Source organism: Variovorax boronicumulans (assembly GCF_040544675.1).
Lineage (GTDB): Bacteria > Pseudomonadota > Gammaproteobacteria > Burkholderiales > Burkholderiaceae_C > Variovorax > Variovorax boronicumulans_D.
Genome location: NZ_JBEPKK010000012.1, coordinates 56,463 through 74,681, shown reverse-complemented (window position 1 = coordinate 74,681; position 18,219 = coordinate 56,463). Strand labels below are relative to the sequence as shown.

Sequence of the window (18,219 nt, the reverse complement as noted above, 5' to 3'; positions counted from 1 at the left end):
CGGCACGGCTCAAGGCCGGGAAGCGACGGCCTCATTGTGTTCCTGCGCCAGCGCGGTGTGAACCGCTTGCAGCGTCGGCGGATCGGCCCCCTCGCGGGTGCAGTTGAGCGCGGCGGCGGTGGCGGCGAAGCGCATCACCTCGGTCCAGGCTTCGTCGCTCAGATCGCCCAGCTGCGCCGGATGCTCGACGCCATGCGCGAGCAGCGACACCGAGAGCCCGGCGGTGAAGGTGTCGCCCGCGCCGATGGTGTCGACCACGGTCACGCGCGGCGCGGCCACGGTGAGCGGCGCATGCCCCGTGCGCCAGAGCGTGGCACCCGCCCCGCCGCGGGTGACGATCACCGCGCGCGCGCCGGCCTTGAGGCAATCGGCGGCCAGCGCATCGACGGGCTGGCCCGGTGCCAGCAGTTCGGCGTCTTCGTCGCTGAGCTTGACCAGGTCGGCCAGGGTCATCCAGTTCGCAACGCGCTCGCGGTAGTCGGCCATGTCGGAAATGAGGCTCGGCCGCACGTTCGGATCGAACACGATCACGCAGCGCCCGGCATTCGCCGTGACCAGCTCGGCGATGTGCGTGGAAGCCGGCTCCTGCAACAGCGAGATCGAGCCGAAGTGCAGGAAGCGGCAGTCCGCCGGCAGCTGCGGCAGCGGCTCGGGCGCCCAGGTCGCGTCCGCGCTGCCGCTTGTGTAGAACGCATAGCGGTTGGTCTGGGGCGTGCGCTCGACAAAAGCTAGCGTGGACGGTGCGTTGCTGCGCAGGATGAAGCTGGTGTCCACGCCGTTGCGTGCCAGAAAAGCCATCAACCGCTCGCCGAACAGGTCGGTCGACAGCTGGGTGAGAAACCCGGTGTGCACGCCGAGGCGCGCGCAGGCCACGGCGGTGTTGAGCGGCGAGCCGCCCTCGTGGCCGAGAAACGCCAGGGTGCCCGCCTCGCTGGCGGTGAAATCGATGAGGGCTTCGCCCGTGAGTGCTATGCGCATGGTTCTTGAATTCTCATTCAGTCAGGCAGGGCCTGGGCATCGGCCAGGAATCCGCGCTCGGCGGCCAGCGTGGCGGGATGGTCCAGCAGTTCGGCAAAGAGGCGCGGCGGGATCGTGATGGCGCCCACGCCCAGCGCGAGCAGCGACAGGTAGGCCTCGCGCGAGCGGATGCTCGCCACCAGAAGGCGCGTACCCGACGAAGGCCGCTGCGCCACCAGCAACTGCATCTGCGCGATCAGCGCCAGGCCGTCGACGCCCGAGTCATCGAGCCGCCCGAGGTACGGCGCCGCATAGGCCGCGCCCAGTTGCGCCGCAAAGTGCGCCTGCTCGGGCGCGTACACCGCCGTCCAGGTGACGGGCACGCCCTGCGCGATGAGCGCCGCGCCTGCATCCAGGCCCTGGCGCGTGGCGGGGATCTTCACCACCAGCTGGCCGGGATCGAAGTGCGACAGCAGAAGGCGCGCGTCTTCGAGCATGCCGTCGACCTCGCTCGAAGACACCTGCGCCTGCACCTGCCGCGCGCCCAGGTCGATGCAGCGCTTGAGCAGAGCGGGCACTTCAGCTCGGCCTACACCGGCACGCCGGAGCAGCGTCGGGTTGGTCGTCACGCCATGCACCACCGGGTGCGGCAGGCAGGCCTGCAATTCGGCCAGGTCGGCGCTGTCGAGGTAGAGATGGAAATCTTCGTTCATGGATCGCGTGCTGCAAAGGAATCTGATCTTCTCACCGAGCCGACTGCGATTCACCGCGCCGAAGGGAGCCGTCCTGATACTTTCCTGACGGGTCTGCTTTCAGCCCGGCTCACTTCAGCTCATGACGTTGCCGCCATCGACATTCAAGGTCTGCGCCGTGATGTAGCGCGCCTCGTCGCTGGCCAGGAATACCGCTGCACCCGCGATGTCACTGGGCAGGCCCATGCGGCCCAGCGGCACCTCCAGCCCCACGCGCCGCTTCTTCTCGCCGGGCGCGAGCCCTTCGGCCTTGGCGAACAGGCTGTCGACATGGTCCCACATGGGTGTATCGACCACACCGGGGGCAATGCCGTTGACGCGGATGCCGTTCGGCGCCATGGCCAGCGCCGCGCTCTGCGTGTAGCTGATGACCGCCGCCTTGGTCGCGCAGTAGTGCGACACCAGCGCCTCGCCGCGGCGCCCGGCCTGCGACGCCATGTTGATGACCGATGCGCCCTGGGTGCCGGCCTCGACCATGTGGCGCAGCACCGCCTGCATCACAAAGAACATGCCCTTCACGTTGACCGCGAACAGTCGGTCGAAGGAGGCTTCGTCGCTGTCGAGCAGCGGCGCGAGGTCGAACACCGCTGCGTTGTTGAACAGCGTGTGGACCGGGCCGAAGGCCTCCTGCGCTAGCACCAGCAGTTGCGCGATGGCCTGCGTGTCGGTGACGTCGGCGGCGATGTACGCCAGCCGCTCCGGGTGGCGCTGCTGCAGTGCCCGCACTGCGTCGGGCGCCGCCGCCGCGCGGTCGATCACGCTGCAGCACGCGCCTTCGGCAATGCAGGCCTCGGCCACGGCAAGGCCGATGCCGCCGCCCGCACCGGTCAGCAGCACATGGCGGTCTTCAAGTCTCTGGCTCATGGCTTGCTTTGTGTTTCGATGAAGCGAGCGACGCGCGCGCTGCCGCGGCGAACCGCATCGACCAGCCGCGCGTCGCCAGCGAGATGGCCCCACAGCCCGGCATCCGCGCACATCGCAGCCACCGGATCGGTCGCATCGCAGATGGCATGCGCCACCGCTTCGTCCATGCCCTGGTCCTGATAGGCGTACGGCAACGCGCCCTTGTGCCAGCGCTGCAGGAAAGCGAGGAACAGCGCGGGCAGCATCGCCACGCTGTCGATGCCCTGCCCGGCGTCCAGCCGCTCACGCACGGTCGGTGCGATGAAGCCGGGGATCTTGGAGAAACCGTCCGCCGCCACGCGCTGATTGGTATCGCGGATCGAGGGGTTGCCGAAGCGGTCGAGCACCACGTCGCGGTAGGCCTCCAGGTCGATGGGGCTGGGCGTGAGGCAGGGGATCACGTCGTCGGTGACGTAGTCGAAGGCCATCTTGCGGATCGCCGTGTTGTGCGTGCCTTCGTGGATGAAGCCCAGCCCCACCAGCGTGCCGGCCCAGGCGATACAGCTGTGCGTGGCGTTGAGGATGCGGATCTTGGCCTCTTCGTAAGGCTGCACCGATTCGACCAACTCCACGCCCACGCGGCCCCAGTCGGGCCGCCCGTCGGCGAAGTTGTCTTCGATCACCCACTGGATGAAGCTCTCGCCCGTGACCGGTGCCGCGTCGTCGCGGCCCGTGGCGGTTTTCACACGCTCGCGCAGCTCCGGCGGGGGGCGCGGCGTGATGCGGTCGACCATCGCGTTCGGGCAGCGCGTGTTGGCGTTCACCCACGCGAGCAGTTCGGCATCGCCCGAAAGCTCGATGAACTCGAGCAGCCCGGCGCGAAAGCGGTCGCCGTTGTGGCGCAGGTTGTCGCAGTTGAGCAGCGTCACCGCGCCGGCGCCCGCCGCCTTGCGCGCACGCAGGATCGCGCAGACGGCGCCGTAGATCGTCTCGCCCGCTTCACCGCGGCGCGCGCGCTCGATGTCCGCCGCCAGGTCGGCGAACGACAGGTCCAGCTTGCCCTTGTCGTTCAGGTAGTAGCCGGCCTCGGTCACCGTGAACGACACGATGCGCGTCGAGGGCGCCGCGCCGCGCGCGATCACCGCCGCCAGCGAACGCTCCCACGGCAGCACTTCGCGGATGGCTTCGATCTGCTCGTAGCGGTACGCGCCCGCGGGCGACACCGTCTCCAGCGTGTAGCGCCCGCCCTGTGCCCGCAGCGCCGCGACCACCTCGGCCATGTCGGGCCGGATGTTGGCGCCCGACAGCGACCAGCGGGTGTCGCCCGCTTCGATCAGCCGTTGCAGGTAGACCGCCTGGTGGGCCCGGTGGAACGAACCCAGGCCCAGGTGGAGCATCGTGAATTCGGAGAGGTCCGAAGGTGTTTGCGCGCTGGGCGCTGCGGAGGAAGTCACGGGAAATTTCCGAAAAGAAAAATCAGGCGGAGACCGAACGGCCTTCGCGATTGAAGAGATGGAGCACCGCGGGGTCCAGCTCGACCGCCACGTCGTCGCCCGCCTGCAAGGGCGTGCGGTCGTTCTGGCGCGCAACGAGCGGCACGCCGCCCACGTCGACGTGGATCAGCGTGTCGGCGCCCAGCGCCTCAACCAGCTCGACGCGGCCCACCACGTCCGACACCGGCGCGCCCTGCTTGGGGTGCACACGCAGGCCTTCAGGGCGCACGCCCAGGAAGCCGTCGTTCGGCAGGCGGCCACCGGTGGCCGCAGAGAAACTCGGAATCGCGTTCGCCGCCACCATGTTCATCGACGGCATGCCGATGAACTGCGCGACGAACTGGTTGGCCGGGTGGTCGTACAGCTCCAGGGGCGTGCCGACCTGCTCGATCAGCCCGTCCTTCAGCACCACCACGCGGTCGGCCAGCGTCATGGCCTCGACCTGGTCGTGCGTGACGTAGATGGTGGTTGCGCCCAGCGCGCGATGCAGCTTGTGGATTTCGACACGCGTGTTGCCGCGCAGCGCCGCATCCAGGTTCGACAGCGGCTCGTCGAACAGAAACACCTTGGGCGCGCGCACGATGGCGCGGCCGATGGCCACGCGCTGGCGCTGGCCGCCCGAGAGGTCCTTGGGCGTGCGGTCCAGGTACTGCGTGAGGTTGAGCGTGTTGGCCGCGTGCTCGACCTTGGTCTTGATTTCGCTCTTGGACACGCCCGCGAGCTTGAGCGCAAAAGACATGTTGTCGTACACGCTCATGTGCGGATAGAGCGCGTAGCTCTGGAACACCATCGCCAGGTCGCGCTTGCCCGAAGGCGTCCAGGTGATGTCCTTTTCGTCGAGCATCAGGCTGCCGCTGGTGATGGGCTCCAGCCCCGCGATCAGCCGCAGCAGCGTCGACTTGCCGCAGCCCGAAGGCCCGACGAAGACGATGAACTCGCCCTTGCGGATTTCGAGATCGACGCCCTTGATGATGTGGACGTCGCCAAAGCTCTTCTTGATGTTCTTGAGTTCGAGGTAGGCCATGAGATGTCTCCCTTTTCTTTACTTGACGGCGCCGAAGGTCAGGCCTTGCACCAATTGCTTCTGGCTGAACCAGCCGAACACGACGATGGGCGCGATGGCCATCAGCGAGGCGGCCGACAACTTGGCCCAGAACAGGCCCTCGGGGCTGGAGTACGAGGCGATCAGCGTCGCCAGCGTGCCGGCCTTGGCGGAGCTGAGGTTCAGCGCCCAGAAGGCCTCGTTCCAGCTCAGGACCAGGCACAGGAGGCCGGTCGATGCGAGCCCGCCCACCGACAGCGGCATCACGACATGGCGGAACTCGGTCCACAGGCTTGCACCGTCCATGCGCGCGGCTTCGAGGATCTCGTTCGGAATGTCCTTGTAGGCGCTGTAGAGCATCCACACCATGATCGGCAGGTTCGACAGCGTGAACACGATCGTGAGCGCGGTGAGCGAATCCAGCAGGCCCGCGGTCTGCGCGAGCACGTAGATCGGCACCAGCGCGCCCACGGCCGGCATCATCTTGGTGGAGAGCATCCACATGAGGATGTCGCGCGTGCGCTTCGTGCGAAAGAACGCCATCGAGTACGCGGCGGGCGCGGCGATCAGCAGGCCCAGGATGGTCGAGCCCAGGCTGGTGATCAGCGAGTTGCGCGCGTACAGCAGGTAATCGCTGCGGCGCTGCACTTCGCCGAAGTTGTCGAGCGTGGGCTCGAAGATGAAGAGCGGCGGCACATGAATGGCCTGCAGCTCCGTCTTGAAGGCCGTGAGAAACAGCCAGCCGAGCGGAAAGAACAGGAGCAGCGCCACGGCCCACGCACCGACGGTGCGCAGCAGTTGGGGAAGGAAGTTGCTGGGTTGCATGGTCGCTCCTTCAATCGAGGTTCTTGCCGATGATGCGGATGAGGAAAAAGGCCACGATGTTGGCCAGCACCACCGCGAACAGCGCGCCGGCCGAGGCCACGCCCACGTCGAAATTCATCAGCGACTGCTTGAAGATCAGGTAGGTCATGTTCGTGCTCTCGTTGCCCGGGCCGCCATTGGTGGTGATGGCGATCTCGGCGAACACGCTGAGCAGGAAGATCATCTCGATCATGATCACCACGGCCATCGGACGGCCCAGGTGCGGAATGGTGAGATAGAAGAAACGCTGGAAGGAACTCGCGCCGTCCATGCGCGCGGCTTCCATCTGCTCGCGGTCCAGCGACTGCAGCGAAGTGATGAAGATCAGGCAGGCAAAGGGCAGCCACTGCCAGGCCACCATGATGATCACCGAGAACAGCGGCACGTCGGTGAGCCAGTCCACCGGCGTGGCGCCGAAGAAGCGCCACAGGTCGGCCAGCACGCCGTAGATGGGGTTCATCATCATGTGCTTCCACAGCAGCGCATTGACTGCGGGCATGACGAAGAACGGGGAGATGAGCAGCACCCGCACGATGCCGCGGCCCGGGAAGGGCTCGTTCACCAGCAGCGCGAGCAGCACGCCGAACACCACGGTGATGACGATCACGCTGCCGATCAGCATCAGCGTGTTCCAGGTCGCGGGCCAGAAGTCGGGGTCGGTGACGAAGTAGTGAAAGTTCTCGAGCCCCGCGAAGGTGCGCTCGCCAGGCTGCATGAGGTTGTAGTTCACGAAGGAGAAGTACAACGTCATCAGCAGCGGCACGATCATCCAGAGGAAGAGCGTGAGCACGGCGGGCGCCATGAGGGCCCGGGGCAGGAGTCTTTTCATGAGGAAGTCCTTCTCGTTGTCTCTGGCTCCTTCCCCCTCTGGGGGAAGGCGGGGATGGGGGCTCCCTGATCGACCACGGCGGCCGATCGATGCGCCGCGTGCCCCCACCCCGACCCTCCCCCGGAAGGGGAGGGAGTAAAGCCAGGGCTTATTTACTTACTTGTACTGACCGGACTTCTTGATCTCGCGCTCAGCCAACGTCTGCGAGGTCTTCAGCGCCTGGTCGACCGTGACCTTGCCCGACAGCGCCGCGCTCATCTGCTGGCCCACGCCGGTGCCGATGGCCTGGAACTCGGGAATGGCCGCGTACTGAACGCCCACGTACGGTGACTTGGGCAGCGTGCTGTCGCTCAGGTTGGCGCTGTCGATGGCCTTCTTCTCGGCGGCGGCGAACTTGGCCACCTTCTGGAACTCGGGGTTCGCATAGGTCGACTTGCGTGTGCCGGTGGGCACCGTGCCCCAGCCATGCTCCTTGGCCACCAGGTTGATGTATTCCTTGGAGGTCGCCCACTTCACGAAGGTCTGCGCGGCCGCGCCCTTGGTCGAGCTGGCGGGAATCGCCAGGTTCCAGGTCCACAGCCAGTTGGCGCCCTTGGGCGTGACGGCCACCGGCGCCTGCGCGAACGCGACCTTGTCGGCCACCTTCGACTGCTTCGGATCGCTGATGAACGAGGCCGCGATGGTCGCGTCCACCCACATGCCGCACTTGCCTTCGTTGAACAACGCCAGGTTCTCGTTGAAGCTGTTGGCCGCGGCGCCCGGCGGGCCGTAGGCCTTCATCAGGTCGACGTAGAAGGTGATCGCGTCCTTCCAGGGCTTGGTGTCGATCTGCGGCTTCCACTGCATGTCGAACCACTGGCCGCCGTTGGTGTTGACCAACGTGGTCAGGAAGGCCATGTTGTCGCCCCAGCCCGGCTTGCCGCGCAGACACATGCCGTACACGCCCGCCTTCGGGTCGTGAATCTTGCCGGCCAGCTCCTTCACCTGCACCCAGGTGGGCTGCTCGGGCATCTTGAAGCCGACCTTGTCGGCCAGGTCCTTGCGGTACATGAGCATCGAGCTCTCGCCGTAGAACGGCGCGGCGTACAGCTTGCCTTCGTACGACAGGCCCGCGCGGATGGCGGGCAGCAGGTCGTCCACGTCATAGGCCGCGTCGGTGGCGATGGGCTGCAGCCAGCCCTTCTTCGACCAGATCGGCGCTTCGTACAGGCCGATGGTCATCACGTCGAACTGGCCGCCCTTGGTGGCGATGTCGGTGGTCACGCGCTGGCGCAGCGTGCCTTCTTCCAGCGTGACCCACTTGAGCTTGATGTCGGGGTTGGCTTTCTCGAAGAACGGGGTGAGCTTTTGCATCTCGATCATGTGGCCGTTGTTCACGGTCGCGATCACGAGTTCGGTGGCAGCCTGGGACACAAGGCCCGTGCCGGAGAGTGCGAGGACGAGGCCCGCTTTCAGAAAACGCTTCATGTTGTCTCCTAGAGGTGAGCGACGCCCTCTTCCAGTCGGGTCGCCGTGGGATGGATTCTGGAGAAACACCGTTGCGGTTTTGGTACTTCAGCCAGCAGCAATGGTACTTTCATGCACCAGTTGGCTAGTGAATTCCCTAGTTAACGCAATACAGCATGTAGATCTGATGATCGAGGGCTTTGGCTGTTCAGGAGGTCGGGCGTTGGCGCGTGGAAGCTGCCGATGGGGTTGGGCGGCTGCCCATGTCGGGGGCACTTCGATGCGCCTTGCTGGTCGCGTCCGACGCGGGTTTGTCCAAGTCAGCTTTGAGTGCCGCCAGTTGGCGTACCTCCAACTTTCAGGATCACTCAAGTCCGGCGCCCACCCCACCCAACTGCGGAAGCTGCTTTCTGCCGAAGTGGTATCGGGCTTGAGGTTGCCTCGCTATTCATTTCATCAGTTGATCGCGAATACGAGCACTAGATCTTTAATTTTTTCGTGCGCACTCTTTTGCCAATGCATCCATGATTTTGTATTTCAACAACGCCACTTCCATTTGGACATCGTACCCACTCCAAGTACTGTCAAAGGGGGGACGGATTTTCAGTTTTGAACTGAGATTCTCGATTTCATTGGAGGCTGAATTAGCGGCCCCTGCGCAACGCTCGGCACCTAATTTTTTCACCAAGAGCTCGGTTGCCAGTGAAACTACATCTATCTGCCTCTCATAGCAAGATCCAGCAATATTTCCGCACCCCCCGAAATCACACCGTTCTCTGTCTTTCGTTGTTTCTCTCATGCAGGCATCAAATGCCTTCTTTGCCGTCAACTCTACTTCTGCCGCAAAGACAAAAATCGGCAACACAAGAAAGACTGCAAAGTATAAAAATTTTGATTTCATGGCCACTGAACTTGATAGTCGACCAGAATCTTGACTCTTGCCTAGCAACAAGAATTTAATTTGAATTTCATTAAAGCACAAAAATGCAAACCCGCACGTCGCACGCATTGCGATAATCACTTGGACGACATTTAAGTTTATCTACGGCGCCATACCCACCAATTTCACCATTATTGAGATTTATCCAACAACAAGATAAAGCCACAACAATTCGGACTTCGCGATGCCTAGCAATCGAATAACTTCCCTTTCACGAAATCTTCAATTTCAGACTTATTAAATAATTCCAAATCTCAAGATACAATTACCCATGAGCAACGAATAGCTATTCGACAAATTCGATTCCACGGATAACCTTAAGCGCGTAAGAAATTAAATCACCAGCGGGATCATCCTGCTTCTGACCGAGATGCCCATTTCCGCACAACGCCTTCGGCGGGCGAACAATACAAAACGACAAGAGCACGGGGCCGGAATTTTGTCCCTCTTTGTCGAGCTCATCCGGAATGGATCCGGCTTCCGTTTGAGTACTATCAAAAATAGCGTAGCCATTGGCATTGGACGAGCTCAGCTGAATTATTTTATATTTTTTACTGAACCACTGGTACAGCCACCGATCTTCGCGCTTCGTACCAGCACTCCCGAAAATTCGACTCCAGTCCAGAGTCCATTTTTTTGTATAGGGGTTGAGTATTGCTATGCCGTGAAATCCTACGCGACTGTCATCACTCGAAATGCAAACCCAATTTATCTTTAATTCTTCTAGAAATAATGGCACAAAAGGTACGCTTTTTAAGTGCCCGCTGTCCGGCAATATTTTTTTTGCGGCCTGCTGGTCAGGTGGACCAAAAAAACGAATATCGCAGTCAGGCTCCACCCTGATCTGACTAGAGACTGACGAATTTGATGCAAGAACTTGAGCATTGGCCGGCGCACCAGTCATTCCGGGGAAAGCCGCGATTCCGAGCCCCATAGTCAGAGCAATTAATTTTTCTGAGCAGTATTTCATCGATCACCTTCTAGGCAAATTGGCATCAGGAAAATCCAGAGCCGCGCTTCCTGCAGCATTTGGGAATCTTATTTCTGCGAGCACAGCCAATGCATAGCCATAGGCCACGCATCGCGCGTCAAACCCGTTTATTCCGGTGTAGTTGATTCTATTGACGACTCCTGGCAAATTTACCGTTGCCGACGCCCGCCAGAACGCACGGCTTCGATAATATGCTTTGATGCCTTGATCAGTTTGAATGGGGACGTGCTCCAAGACATGGACTGCATCTGCTTCGGCAGACATTCTGTTCTTGGCCCAGTAATAACCAGCACTGTCGGCAGGGGCAATCAAATCTTCTGAAGATGAAGAGCGACCTGCCATATCCGCGCCAACATGAGAGCGCCACTCGCGCATCTGCAGGGTTAACGCTGGGAAGTTTGCATCTTGAAGACCGAGGTTGCTCCGGCGTGCAAGCGGCATTCCTGCGACGGCTCCATGTGCTGCAACCAGTCCAACGCGGAGCGCTTCAGGCACTATTCGTCCGCGGTATTTCCAGTATCCGATGTAGTTTTCAGGGTTGGTGAGCTGCAGGAAGCCGCGGCCATACCATGGTGCATACCAAAGCGTCGATCCTGAGCCCTCGGCCAATAGCGCCCACCATTGGGTTTCTTGTATCGAGTTTCCAAAGAAGGTCGCCTTGCGCAAGGGTGTATCGATCCCCCATTTAAGAAGTGCACGATTCAACGGAATTCGGTGATTCGCAATTGTTGCGTTCCGGTTTCCGTTGAGTCGGATGGGCTCCCATAGAAGTACCCGGCCTCGATCCAATCGCATTGCGAACTGCGGCAGCAATTGCTTGAACTCAGGCTCACTCAGCCACCCACATTTCCTGAAATGCTTGATGAACTCCCTGGGATGAAAGTGCCAGGGCTTGATCGTCAACCGGCTCTTGTCTTCGGCGGGCAGCTCTTCCCAGAAACACAGCTTCTGCGCGAAATCCGTCATTTCCGTGAAGTCGGTTTCGTCTTCCAGCGGGTATGGCATCGAGGGATTGCCGGTTTCCCTCGTCCATGCCCAGCGCTTGCGCACCTCATCCTTGGCCCATTCGGTCGGAAACTTGCAGATGGTCTTGGCCAATTTCTCCTGCACGTCGGATTTGCACAGGTTTTGCATGCGATCGGCTGCCTTCTGCGCTGGCGTGAGGACTGCGGTGGCTCCAGGCTGGGGCGGGGAGTTCAGCATCGCGTTGATCAGGGCTGAGTCGCAGCGACTGTTGTCGTCGTTCACGTCGTCGTCGATCAGCTTCCAGCCTGCCCAATGGGGGAAATCGGCGTCGCTGAATTTCCTGGTGTTGGCGGCATTCAGATTGATCCAGACGCCGCCAGGCTGGCCCGGCACGACGACCTTGCGCCAATGGGCGGCATTTGCGGGCAGAGGGTCAGAGCCCAGGTTGCGGCCGAAACGAAGCAGCTCGTACCAGCCGCTGGGGCTGCTGATGAGTTGGTCGGCTGCGCTCAGGCGGCGATGGCGCGTGTTTGCCTCGGTGTAGAGGTTGTATTCCGCATCGGTCTCTAGGGGCGCCGTACCGACGATGCCGCCGTTGAGTTTGTAGGTGGTGAGCGTGGCGCCGCCCGCTTCATACCGAATGCCAATGATCAAGTCGTCGTTGCCGCTGTCCCCGGCCGCGGCGGGCATCGAGGCGTTGACTGGCTGAGCGCTGAAACACGGGCTTTTGGCAGGGACCAGCACGTACATCTGGCCGTAAACCGCATCTGTGCGCCCGTTGCCACCGACAGCCAGTTCACCAGCGACACGGCCGACCAGCTTGAGTGTGTCGGCGTCGCCCGCGACGATTTCCAGATGAACGCGGTCGCTCTCGCCGTGGATGGTGCCGGCCAGCCCGAGTCTGTCCTTGCGGTAGATGGCCCTGCCGACAGCAGGCAGTTCGCGATCCAGTTGCCTCAGGTGCTGGGTGATGGAGTAGTAGGTGACGGTGACGGGCGCGGTGCCTTGTGCGCCGATCTCGGTCACGTGGCGGATGACGACGCACCCCGTGGAGTGGTCCTCGTTGTCGTAGCGCGCGTTGCCCGCATCGCGCCGGAAAACCACGGTGCCGTCGGCGATGGCGCGCACGGGCTCCAGGTTGGTCGGCGCATGGATGTGAATTCCGCCGTGCCAGCCCATGGCCTGGCTGACGGGGTAGGCACCGCTGCCGACGATGCCTCCGGGCATGACGTTGCTGACGCATTGCCCGTCATAGACGGGGATGTCGCTCAGCGAAAGAAAGGGAGGGCTGATGATCATGCGCGCCAGCTCAGACAGAGAAAGGGAACTTGCCGTGCTTCTTGGGCAGCACATGGGGCGAGTCGAATGACGTGATCGGGACTGGCAGCCTGTCCGGCCCCGCAAAGCTGTGTGTCGCCGCATGCTCGATCCACGCGCCGGTGGTGCCATGCACGATGCCCGAGGCATTCCAGCGGGTGTAGCTGCTGCCCCCGTTGATCAGGATTTCCTCCCTGGCGGTGATGCTGATCCGGTTGGCCTCCAGCCTGATGTCGAGCCTGGCCATGAGCTTGATGCTGTCCTGCAGAGCCACGATGTCGATGCCGGCCGTGGCGGCCGTTAGGCGAATGGCCTTGAAGGCAAACATGCGCACCGCATCCTTGACGCTGGCCAACAGGCTCTTGCCCGCACTGATGCTGGTATGGCCGCCACTGCTGAGCGCGTTGTGCTCCACGCTTGCGATGTGCGTCGTCGTGCCGGCGGTGCTGTGAATGCCCGCCGGGCTGGCCAGTACCAGATGGGGTTCGTCCAGCTCCGGAAATTGCCCTGGTGCCGTGTGGCCGCCCTTGCCCCTGACAGCGTCGTTGTGTTCCTTCAGGACCTTCGTGACGGCATCCTGATCGTCCGGCTGGTGCGCCCTGGCCTGCTGCGCCAGCGCGCTCATCCCCTCGTGCAGGTCGCGCGCCTGCGTGAGCCTGACGATCGTCTCTCCCATGTCGGTGATATGCGCCTGCGCGTTGGGCCTGGCCTGCGTGGTGAGCAGCAAGCCTTTGGCGGCGCGCACGGCGCCATGGCCGTCGGTACGCAATTCGACGCCCTGGCCCCGGTCGTCCTTGCGGCCCATCGTGTCCTCGATGCGCCCGATGTGCCCCAGACTCAAGCTGCTGCTCTGGTGGTCGCTCTTGAGTTGCGCCTGGATCTTGCCGGGATGGTCGTCCAGTTCCAGGTGGTTGCCGCGCGCGCCCAGGCCGCTGCCGTCGGCACTCAGCTCGCGGCTGCGAAAGCCGGAGAGATTCTTCTGGCCGGGCAGTTGCCTTGGCGGCATGTTTAACCGGTTGTAGACACGGCCGGTGACGATGGGACGGTCGGGGTCGCCGTTCTCGAAGTCGACGATCACTTCCTGGCCGATGCGCGGCAGGTGCATGCCCCCGAAGTGGACCCCGGCCCAGGGGGAGGAGACACGAATCCAGCAGGAAGCGTTTTCGTCCTTGGTGCAGTAGCGGTTCCAGTGAAAGCTGACCTTGATCCGGCCATATTCGTCCGTCCATATCTCCTGACCGCTCGGGCCGGTGACGATCGCCGTCTGCGGCCCCGTGGTGCGGGGCTTGGGCTGGGTCTGTGGCGAACGAAAGATCTTGTGGGCCGGCTGAACCTCGAAGGTGGTGTGGCAAACGTAGTCTTCCTGGCCGCTGGCATGCGCGCTCTCGTGCAGGCGCAGGGTGCTGCCGATGACCAGGTATTCCTGGTTGGCAGCATCCTGCGGATGGTTGACCAGGGAGAAGGTGCAGCCCGTGACCACGGCACGCAGGTTGCCGCTTCCTCGTGCGCGGCTGCCGGTTGCGCCGGCCGCTTCCATGCGCGTGCGCGCCAGGTCTCGGCCTTCGTCCGGATCGCTGTAGTCGCCCGGCCACCGGTACATCTCCTGCGTGCTGTTGCCGGTGTTGCGCGGCATCCTGGCGATCTGCCGGAGCGTGGCGCGCGGCTTGGTGAAGTCGAAGTCATCGGTCACCCACTGGCCCGATTCCAGGTTTTCGATGCTGCAGAAGTGGTCGCAGTATTCCTCGTCGATCTTGTGGCCCGGCGGGTGGTAGCGGATGGTCTGGTAGGCCTGGCTTTCGAACGCCCTGTGGGCGCCGAGGTCGTCCACCAGCACCAGCTTGTGAGCACCCTCCCTGTGCTCGAAGAAATAGTAGATGCCGAACTCCTGCATCAACCTCGTGATGAACTCGAAGTCGGTTTCGCCGTACTGGACCTGGAACACCCGCGGCGGGTAGCGGTGGGTGATGCGTTTGTCGGTCGGAAAGTTGTAGTCGGCCAGCACCTCCTGGATGATTTCCAGCGGGGTCTTGTTCTGGAAGATTTTGTAGTCGCTGGTGTGTGTGGCCAGGCTCAGCCATGGGCGCAGGACGATCTCGTAGATGCCGCGGCGGTTCTCGTGCTGCACGAAACGGGCGCTGGTCACCAGGCCGTTGATCTCGCGTGTGCCTTCGCCGGTGCGAGCCGCAGCGCCGAAGCCCTTGCCGTCCAGTTCGATGACGATGCTGAATTCCTTGCCGACCAATTGCTTGACCGGCACATTGGCGGTCACATAGTCGGTGAGCATCGGGCTGTCCGGTGTCTGCAGCCGGACGACGTATTCGAAGAGTTCGCCCAGTGCTTCGCTGCCTTGGAGCGACTTGAATTCCAGCGCCGGGCTGCCAAGCAGGCCAGGCATGGCGGGGCTGCCAACGCAGATGGTTCGCGGGCTGGTGAAGATGGAAGACAGCATGCGCAGACCTTGACGAGTGACCGTTCAAGAAGTCTCCAGCAGGCCTGCACAGCACCATTGCAAACAATGGTCGCCCAGCCTCCGCTGCCTCACAAACCCCAAAAGATCGAGAAGTAATCTGCAGAATCCGGGTCCCGCAAAGCAAAAGGGCCGCTTGCGCGGCCCTTGAGGCTTTTATTTTTCGAGGCGCGTTCAGCGCCGTGCAAGGCTCAGGCGATCGGAGGCGCGCCGTGGGCGTTGCTCTCTGGCTGCGAGGGCTGCACGTAGAAATAGATCAACACCAGGTTCACCAGCGGAATCAGCATCAGCAACTGGAACCAGCCGCTCTTGCCGATGTCGTGCAGGCGGCGTGCGCCAACCGCCAGTGCGGGCACCAAAAAGCCCAGTGCGGCGATGAGATACACGATCTGGTGGATCAGGCTGGCCACAATCAGGACAACCACCTCGCCCAACACAAACCACCAGAATTCCGAACGCGAGGCGCGTCCGCTGAAATCGGCGAACTTGGCGAAGCACGTCTTCATTGCTGTTTGAAAATTCATCAGTCGACTCCTCTTGATTGATCCCAGGGAAGATTTCCCTGGACCGATCATATCGACGCAACATTCAACAACAAAGTCGGCTATCGGTTCGCAAACAAACGGCCTATTGCGCCTGGCCTGGAAGGATGTTCAGGGTGCCAGGCGCTTCAACAGGCCGGCCGTCGAGGCGTCGAGCCCCGCAATGTCGCCCGAGGCCAGGCGCGGTTCGATGTCTTTGGCCAGCACCTTGCCCAGCTCCACGCCCCACTGATCGAAGCTGTTGATGCCCCACAGCGCACCGCTGGTGAACACGCGGTGCTCGTACATCGCAAGAAAGGCGCCCAGCGCTTCGGGCGTGAGCTTCTCGAACACGAAGAAGGTGCTGGGCCGGTTGCCCGGAAAGTTCTTGTGCCCGCCCTCGTCGAGCTTGCCGACCATCAGCGCCTGCGCCTGCGCGAGCGCATTGGCCAGCAGCTTGGGATGGTGGCCCTCCAGGTCGTGCGCCGCATCGCGCACCGCCACGAATTCGAGCGGGATCACGTCGGTGCCCTGGTGCAGCATCTGGAAGTAGGCGTGCTGGCCGTTGGTGCCGGGCTCGCCCCAGAGCACGGGCGAGGTGCCGAAGGCCAGCGGCGCACCGCTGGCATCCACCTGCTTGCCGTTGCTCTCCATCTCCAGCTGCTGCAGGTAGGCCGGCACGCGCTTCAAGGCGCTGTGGTACGGCGCGATGCTGCGGCTGGTGAACTTGTGGAAGTTGCGGTACCAGACGTCGAGCAGCCCGAGCCGCACCGGCAGGTTCTGCGCGAGCGGCGTGGTGCGGAAGTGCTCGTCCATCGCATGCGCGCCCGCCAGCAGCCGGCGAAAGCCGTCGGGACCGATGGCCAGCGCAATCGGCAGGCCGATGGCCGACCACAGCGAGTAGCGCCCGCCTACCCAGTCCCAGAAACCGAAGGTGGTGTCGATGCCGAATTTGTTCGCCGCTTCCACGTTGGTGGTGAGCGCGGCGAAGTGGCCGGCGATGTCGGTGCCGCCCGATTGCTCGTACCAGCGCTTGGCCGAGAGCGCGTTGGTCATCGTCTCGGTCGTGGTGAAGGTCTTTGAGGCGATGAGGAACAGCGTGTGCTCGGGCGCCAGGTCGCGAAGCACGCCGGCCAGTTCATGGCCGTCGACGTTCGAAACGAAATGGAAGCGCTTGCCCGGCGCGGCGAATTCGGCCAGCGCCAGCACCGCCATCTGCGGGCCGAGGTCGGAGCCGCCGATGCCGATGTTGACCACGTCGGTGATCGTGTGGTCGCCGCGCACCTTCTCGGCATAGGCCAGCATCGCGTCGAGCGTGGCATGCACCTCGCGCAGCTTGTCGGCCGTCTTGCCCACCTTGGCATCGGCCGGCGCGCGCAGCAGCGTGTGCAGCACGGCGCGGTCTTCGGTGTTGTTGATGTGCTCGCCCGCGAACATCGCGTCGCGGTGCGCTTCGAGGCCGCATTCGCGGGCCAGCGTGAGCAGCAGCTCTTCGGTGCGCGCGTCGATCAGGTTCTTGGACAAGTCCGCGAACACATGCGGCGCCTCCTGGCTGAAGCGCTCGAAGCGCTGCGCGTCGTCCACGAAGGCATGGCGCACGTCGAACTGCCGGCCTGCCGTCTCGAAATACGACTGCAGTTGCGCCCAGGCCGGCACACGGTCGCAGCGTGGGGTCACTTGGGTCACGGCCATGTTTACTTGCCGCTTTCCTGCATGAGCTTTTCGAGCTTCACGGCATCGGCCGCGAAGGCGCGGATGCCTTCGGCGAGCTTCTCGGTGGCCATCGCGTCTTCGTTGAGCGCGAAGCGGAAGCCGGCTTCGTCGTAGCTCACCTTCTGGGCGTCGCCCTTGGCCGCGGCCTTGGCGTCGAGCGCGTGTTCCAGCGGCTCGTTGCTCGCAGCGAGTTCGGCCAGCAGCTCGGGGCTGATGGTCAGCAGGTCGCAGCCGGCGAGCGCCTGGATCTGCCCCACATTGCGGAAGCTCGCGCCCATCACCTCGGTCTTGATGCCGTGCTGCTTGTAGTAGTTGAAGATTTCGCGCACCGACTTCACGCCCGGGTCGTTGGCGCCGGCGTTGGCCGCTTCGTCCCACTTGGCACCCGCCGACTTCTTGTACCAGTCGTAGATGCGGCCCACGAAGGGCGAGATCAGTTGCACCTTGGCGGCGCCGCAGGCCACAGCCTGCGCGAACGAGAACAGCAGCGTGAGGTTGGTGCGGATGCCCTTTTGCTCGAGCTGGCGCGCGGCCTCGATGCCTTCCCAGGTGGAAGCGACCTTGATGAGCAGGCGCTTCTCGGTGTCGATGCCTTCGGCCTTGTAGAGCGCCACGATGCGCTCGCCGCGAGCGATGGTGGCGGCGGTGTCGAACGAGAGGCGCGCATCGACTTCGGTGGAGACGCGGCCCGGGATGATCTGGAGGATTTCGGTGCCGAAATTCACCAGCAGCCGGTCGATGACTTCGTCCAGCGGCTTGCCCGCGTGCTTCTTCACGGTTTCGTCGAGCAGGGGGCGGTATTCGGGCTTCTGAACGGCCTTGAGGATGAGCGACGGATTGGTGGTCGCGTCCTGCGGCTTGGAAACGCTGAGCTGTTTGAAGTCACCGGTGTCTGCGACGACGGTGGTCCACTGGCGGAGGGCATCGAGTTGGTTCATGAAATCATTATCCTGTGCGGGTTGTGACAAGTCCTGCACGCATATGCGCGTTGGCCGATGTTTTCATGCGTACCGTAGCACGGGTTTTCGTGCGGCTGCATCGGCCTGCGGCCCACAGGGTTGTCGGCCACCCTGCCCTA

Annotated in this window: 15 protein-coding genes; all 15 read right to left on the bottom strand. The window is 63.0% G+C overall.

Annotated elements, in window-relative coordinates; genetic code table 11:
• Positions 1–9: 9 nt before the first annotated feature.
• The 15 genes from ABIC90_RS20180 to tal all read right to left on the bottom strand — a co-directional run bounded on the left by ABIC90_RS20180 (position 10) and on the right by tal (position 18,079).
• The gene (locus ABIC90_RS20180) at positions 10–978 is read right to left on the bottom strand and encodes a carbohydrate kinase family protein (RefSeq protein ID WP_354357173.1); all 969 of its coding nucleotides are present in this window, start codon (positions 976–978) and stop codon (positions 10–12) included.
• Between the two features lie 17 nt (positions 979–995).
• Positions 996–1,670: a transaldolase family protein gene (locus ABIC90_RS20175; protein WP_354357171.1), complete on the bottom strand. Its 675-nt coding sequence runs from the start codon at positions 1,668–1,670 to the stop codon at positions 996–998.
• 114 nt (positions 1,671–1,784) lie between these two features.
• Positions 1,785–2,573, bottom strand: a complete 789-nt coding sequence (locus tag ABIC90_RS20170; RefSeq protein WP_354357169.1) for an L-iditol 2-dehydrogenase — start codon at positions 2,571–2,573, stop codon at positions 1,785–1,787.
• Entirely contained in the window at positions 2,570–3,949 is a 1,380-nt protein-coding gene (gene dalD / locus ABIC90_RS20165; RefSeq protein ID WP_354357392.1) for a D-arabinitol 4-dehydrogenase, read from the bottom strand. The genes ABIC90_RS20170 and dalD overlap by 4 nt, the downstream gene beginning before the upstream one ends.
• Positions 3,950–4,028: 79 nt before the next feature.
• Positions 4,029–5,069: an ABC transporter ATP-binding protein gene (locus ABIC90_RS20160; protein WP_354357167.1), complete on the bottom strand. Its 1,041-nt coding sequence runs from the start codon at positions 5,067–5,069 to the stop codon at positions 4,029–4,031.
• Positions 5,070–5,087: 18 nt separating this feature from the next.
• On the bottom strand, positions 5,088–5,912 hold the full coding sequence (locus tag ABIC90_RS20155; RefSeq protein ID WP_354357165.1) for a carbohydrate ABC transporter permease: 825 nt from the start codon (positions 5,910–5,912) through the stop codon (positions 5,088–5,090).
• Between the two features lie 10 nt (positions 5,913–5,922).
• Positions 5,923–6,780: a carbohydrate ABC transporter permease gene (locus tag ABIC90_RS20150; protein ID WP_354357163.1), complete on the bottom strand. Its 858-nt coding sequence runs from the start codon at positions 6,778–6,780 to the stop codon at positions 5,923–5,925.
• Positions 6,781–6,936: 156 nt separating this feature from the next.
• On the bottom strand, positions 6,937–8,247 hold the full coding sequence (locus ABIC90_RS20145) for an ABC transporter substrate-binding protein (protein WP_354357161.1): 1,311 nt from the start codon (positions 8,245–8,247) through the stop codon (positions 6,937–6,939).
• Positions 8,248–8,713: 466 nt separating this feature from the next.
• Positions 8,714–9,127 carry a hypothetical protein gene (locus ABIC90_RS20140; protein WP_354357159.1) on the bottom strand — a complete coding sequence of 138 codons (414 nt, stop codon included), beginning with the start codon at positions 9,125–9,127 and terminating at the stop codon, positions 8,714–8,716.
• A 325-nt stretch (positions 9,128–9,452) separates the two neighbouring features.
• Positions 9,453–10,136, bottom strand: a complete 684-nt coding sequence (locus ABIC90_RS20135) for a hypothetical protein (RefSeq protein WP_354357157.1) — start codon at positions 10,134–10,136, stop codon at positions 9,453–9,455.
• 3 nt (positions 10,137–10,139) lie between these two features.
• Positions 10,140–12,422, bottom strand: coding sequence for a M23 family metallopeptidase (locus ABIC90_RS20130; RefSeq protein WP_354357155.1), 2,283 nt, complete (start codon positions 12,420–12,422; stop codon positions 10,140–10,142).
• Positions 12,423–12,432: 10 nt separating this feature from the next.
• Positions 12,433–14,889, bottom strand: coding sequence for a type VI secretion system Vgr family protein (locus ABIC90_RS20125; protein ID WP_354357153.1), 2,457 nt, complete (start codon positions 14,887–14,889; stop codon positions 12,433–12,435).
• Positions 14,890–15,098: 209 nt separating this feature from the next.
• A complete protein-coding gene (locus ABIC90_RS20120; RefSeq protein WP_354357151.1) occupies positions 15,099–15,431 on the bottom strand; it encodes a DUF805 domain-containing protein in 333 nt (110 codons plus the stop codon).
• Between the two features lie 129 nt (positions 15,432–15,560).
• Positions 15,561–17,120 (bottom strand): glucose-6-phosphate isomerase, encoded by a 1,560-nt coding sequence (pgi, locus tag ABIC90_RS20115; protein WP_354357149.1) that lies wholly within the window; start codon positions 17,118–17,120, stop codon positions 15,561–15,563.
• Between the two features lie 2 nt (positions 17,121–17,122).
• Positions 17,123–18,079 carry a transaldolase gene (gene tal / locus ABIC90_RS20110; RefSeq protein ID WP_354357147.1) on the bottom strand — a complete coding sequence of 319 codons (957 nt, stop codon included), beginning with the start codon at positions 18,077–18,079 and terminating at the stop codon, positions 17,123–17,125.
• Between the last annotated feature and the right edge of the window lie 140 nt (positions 18,080–18,219).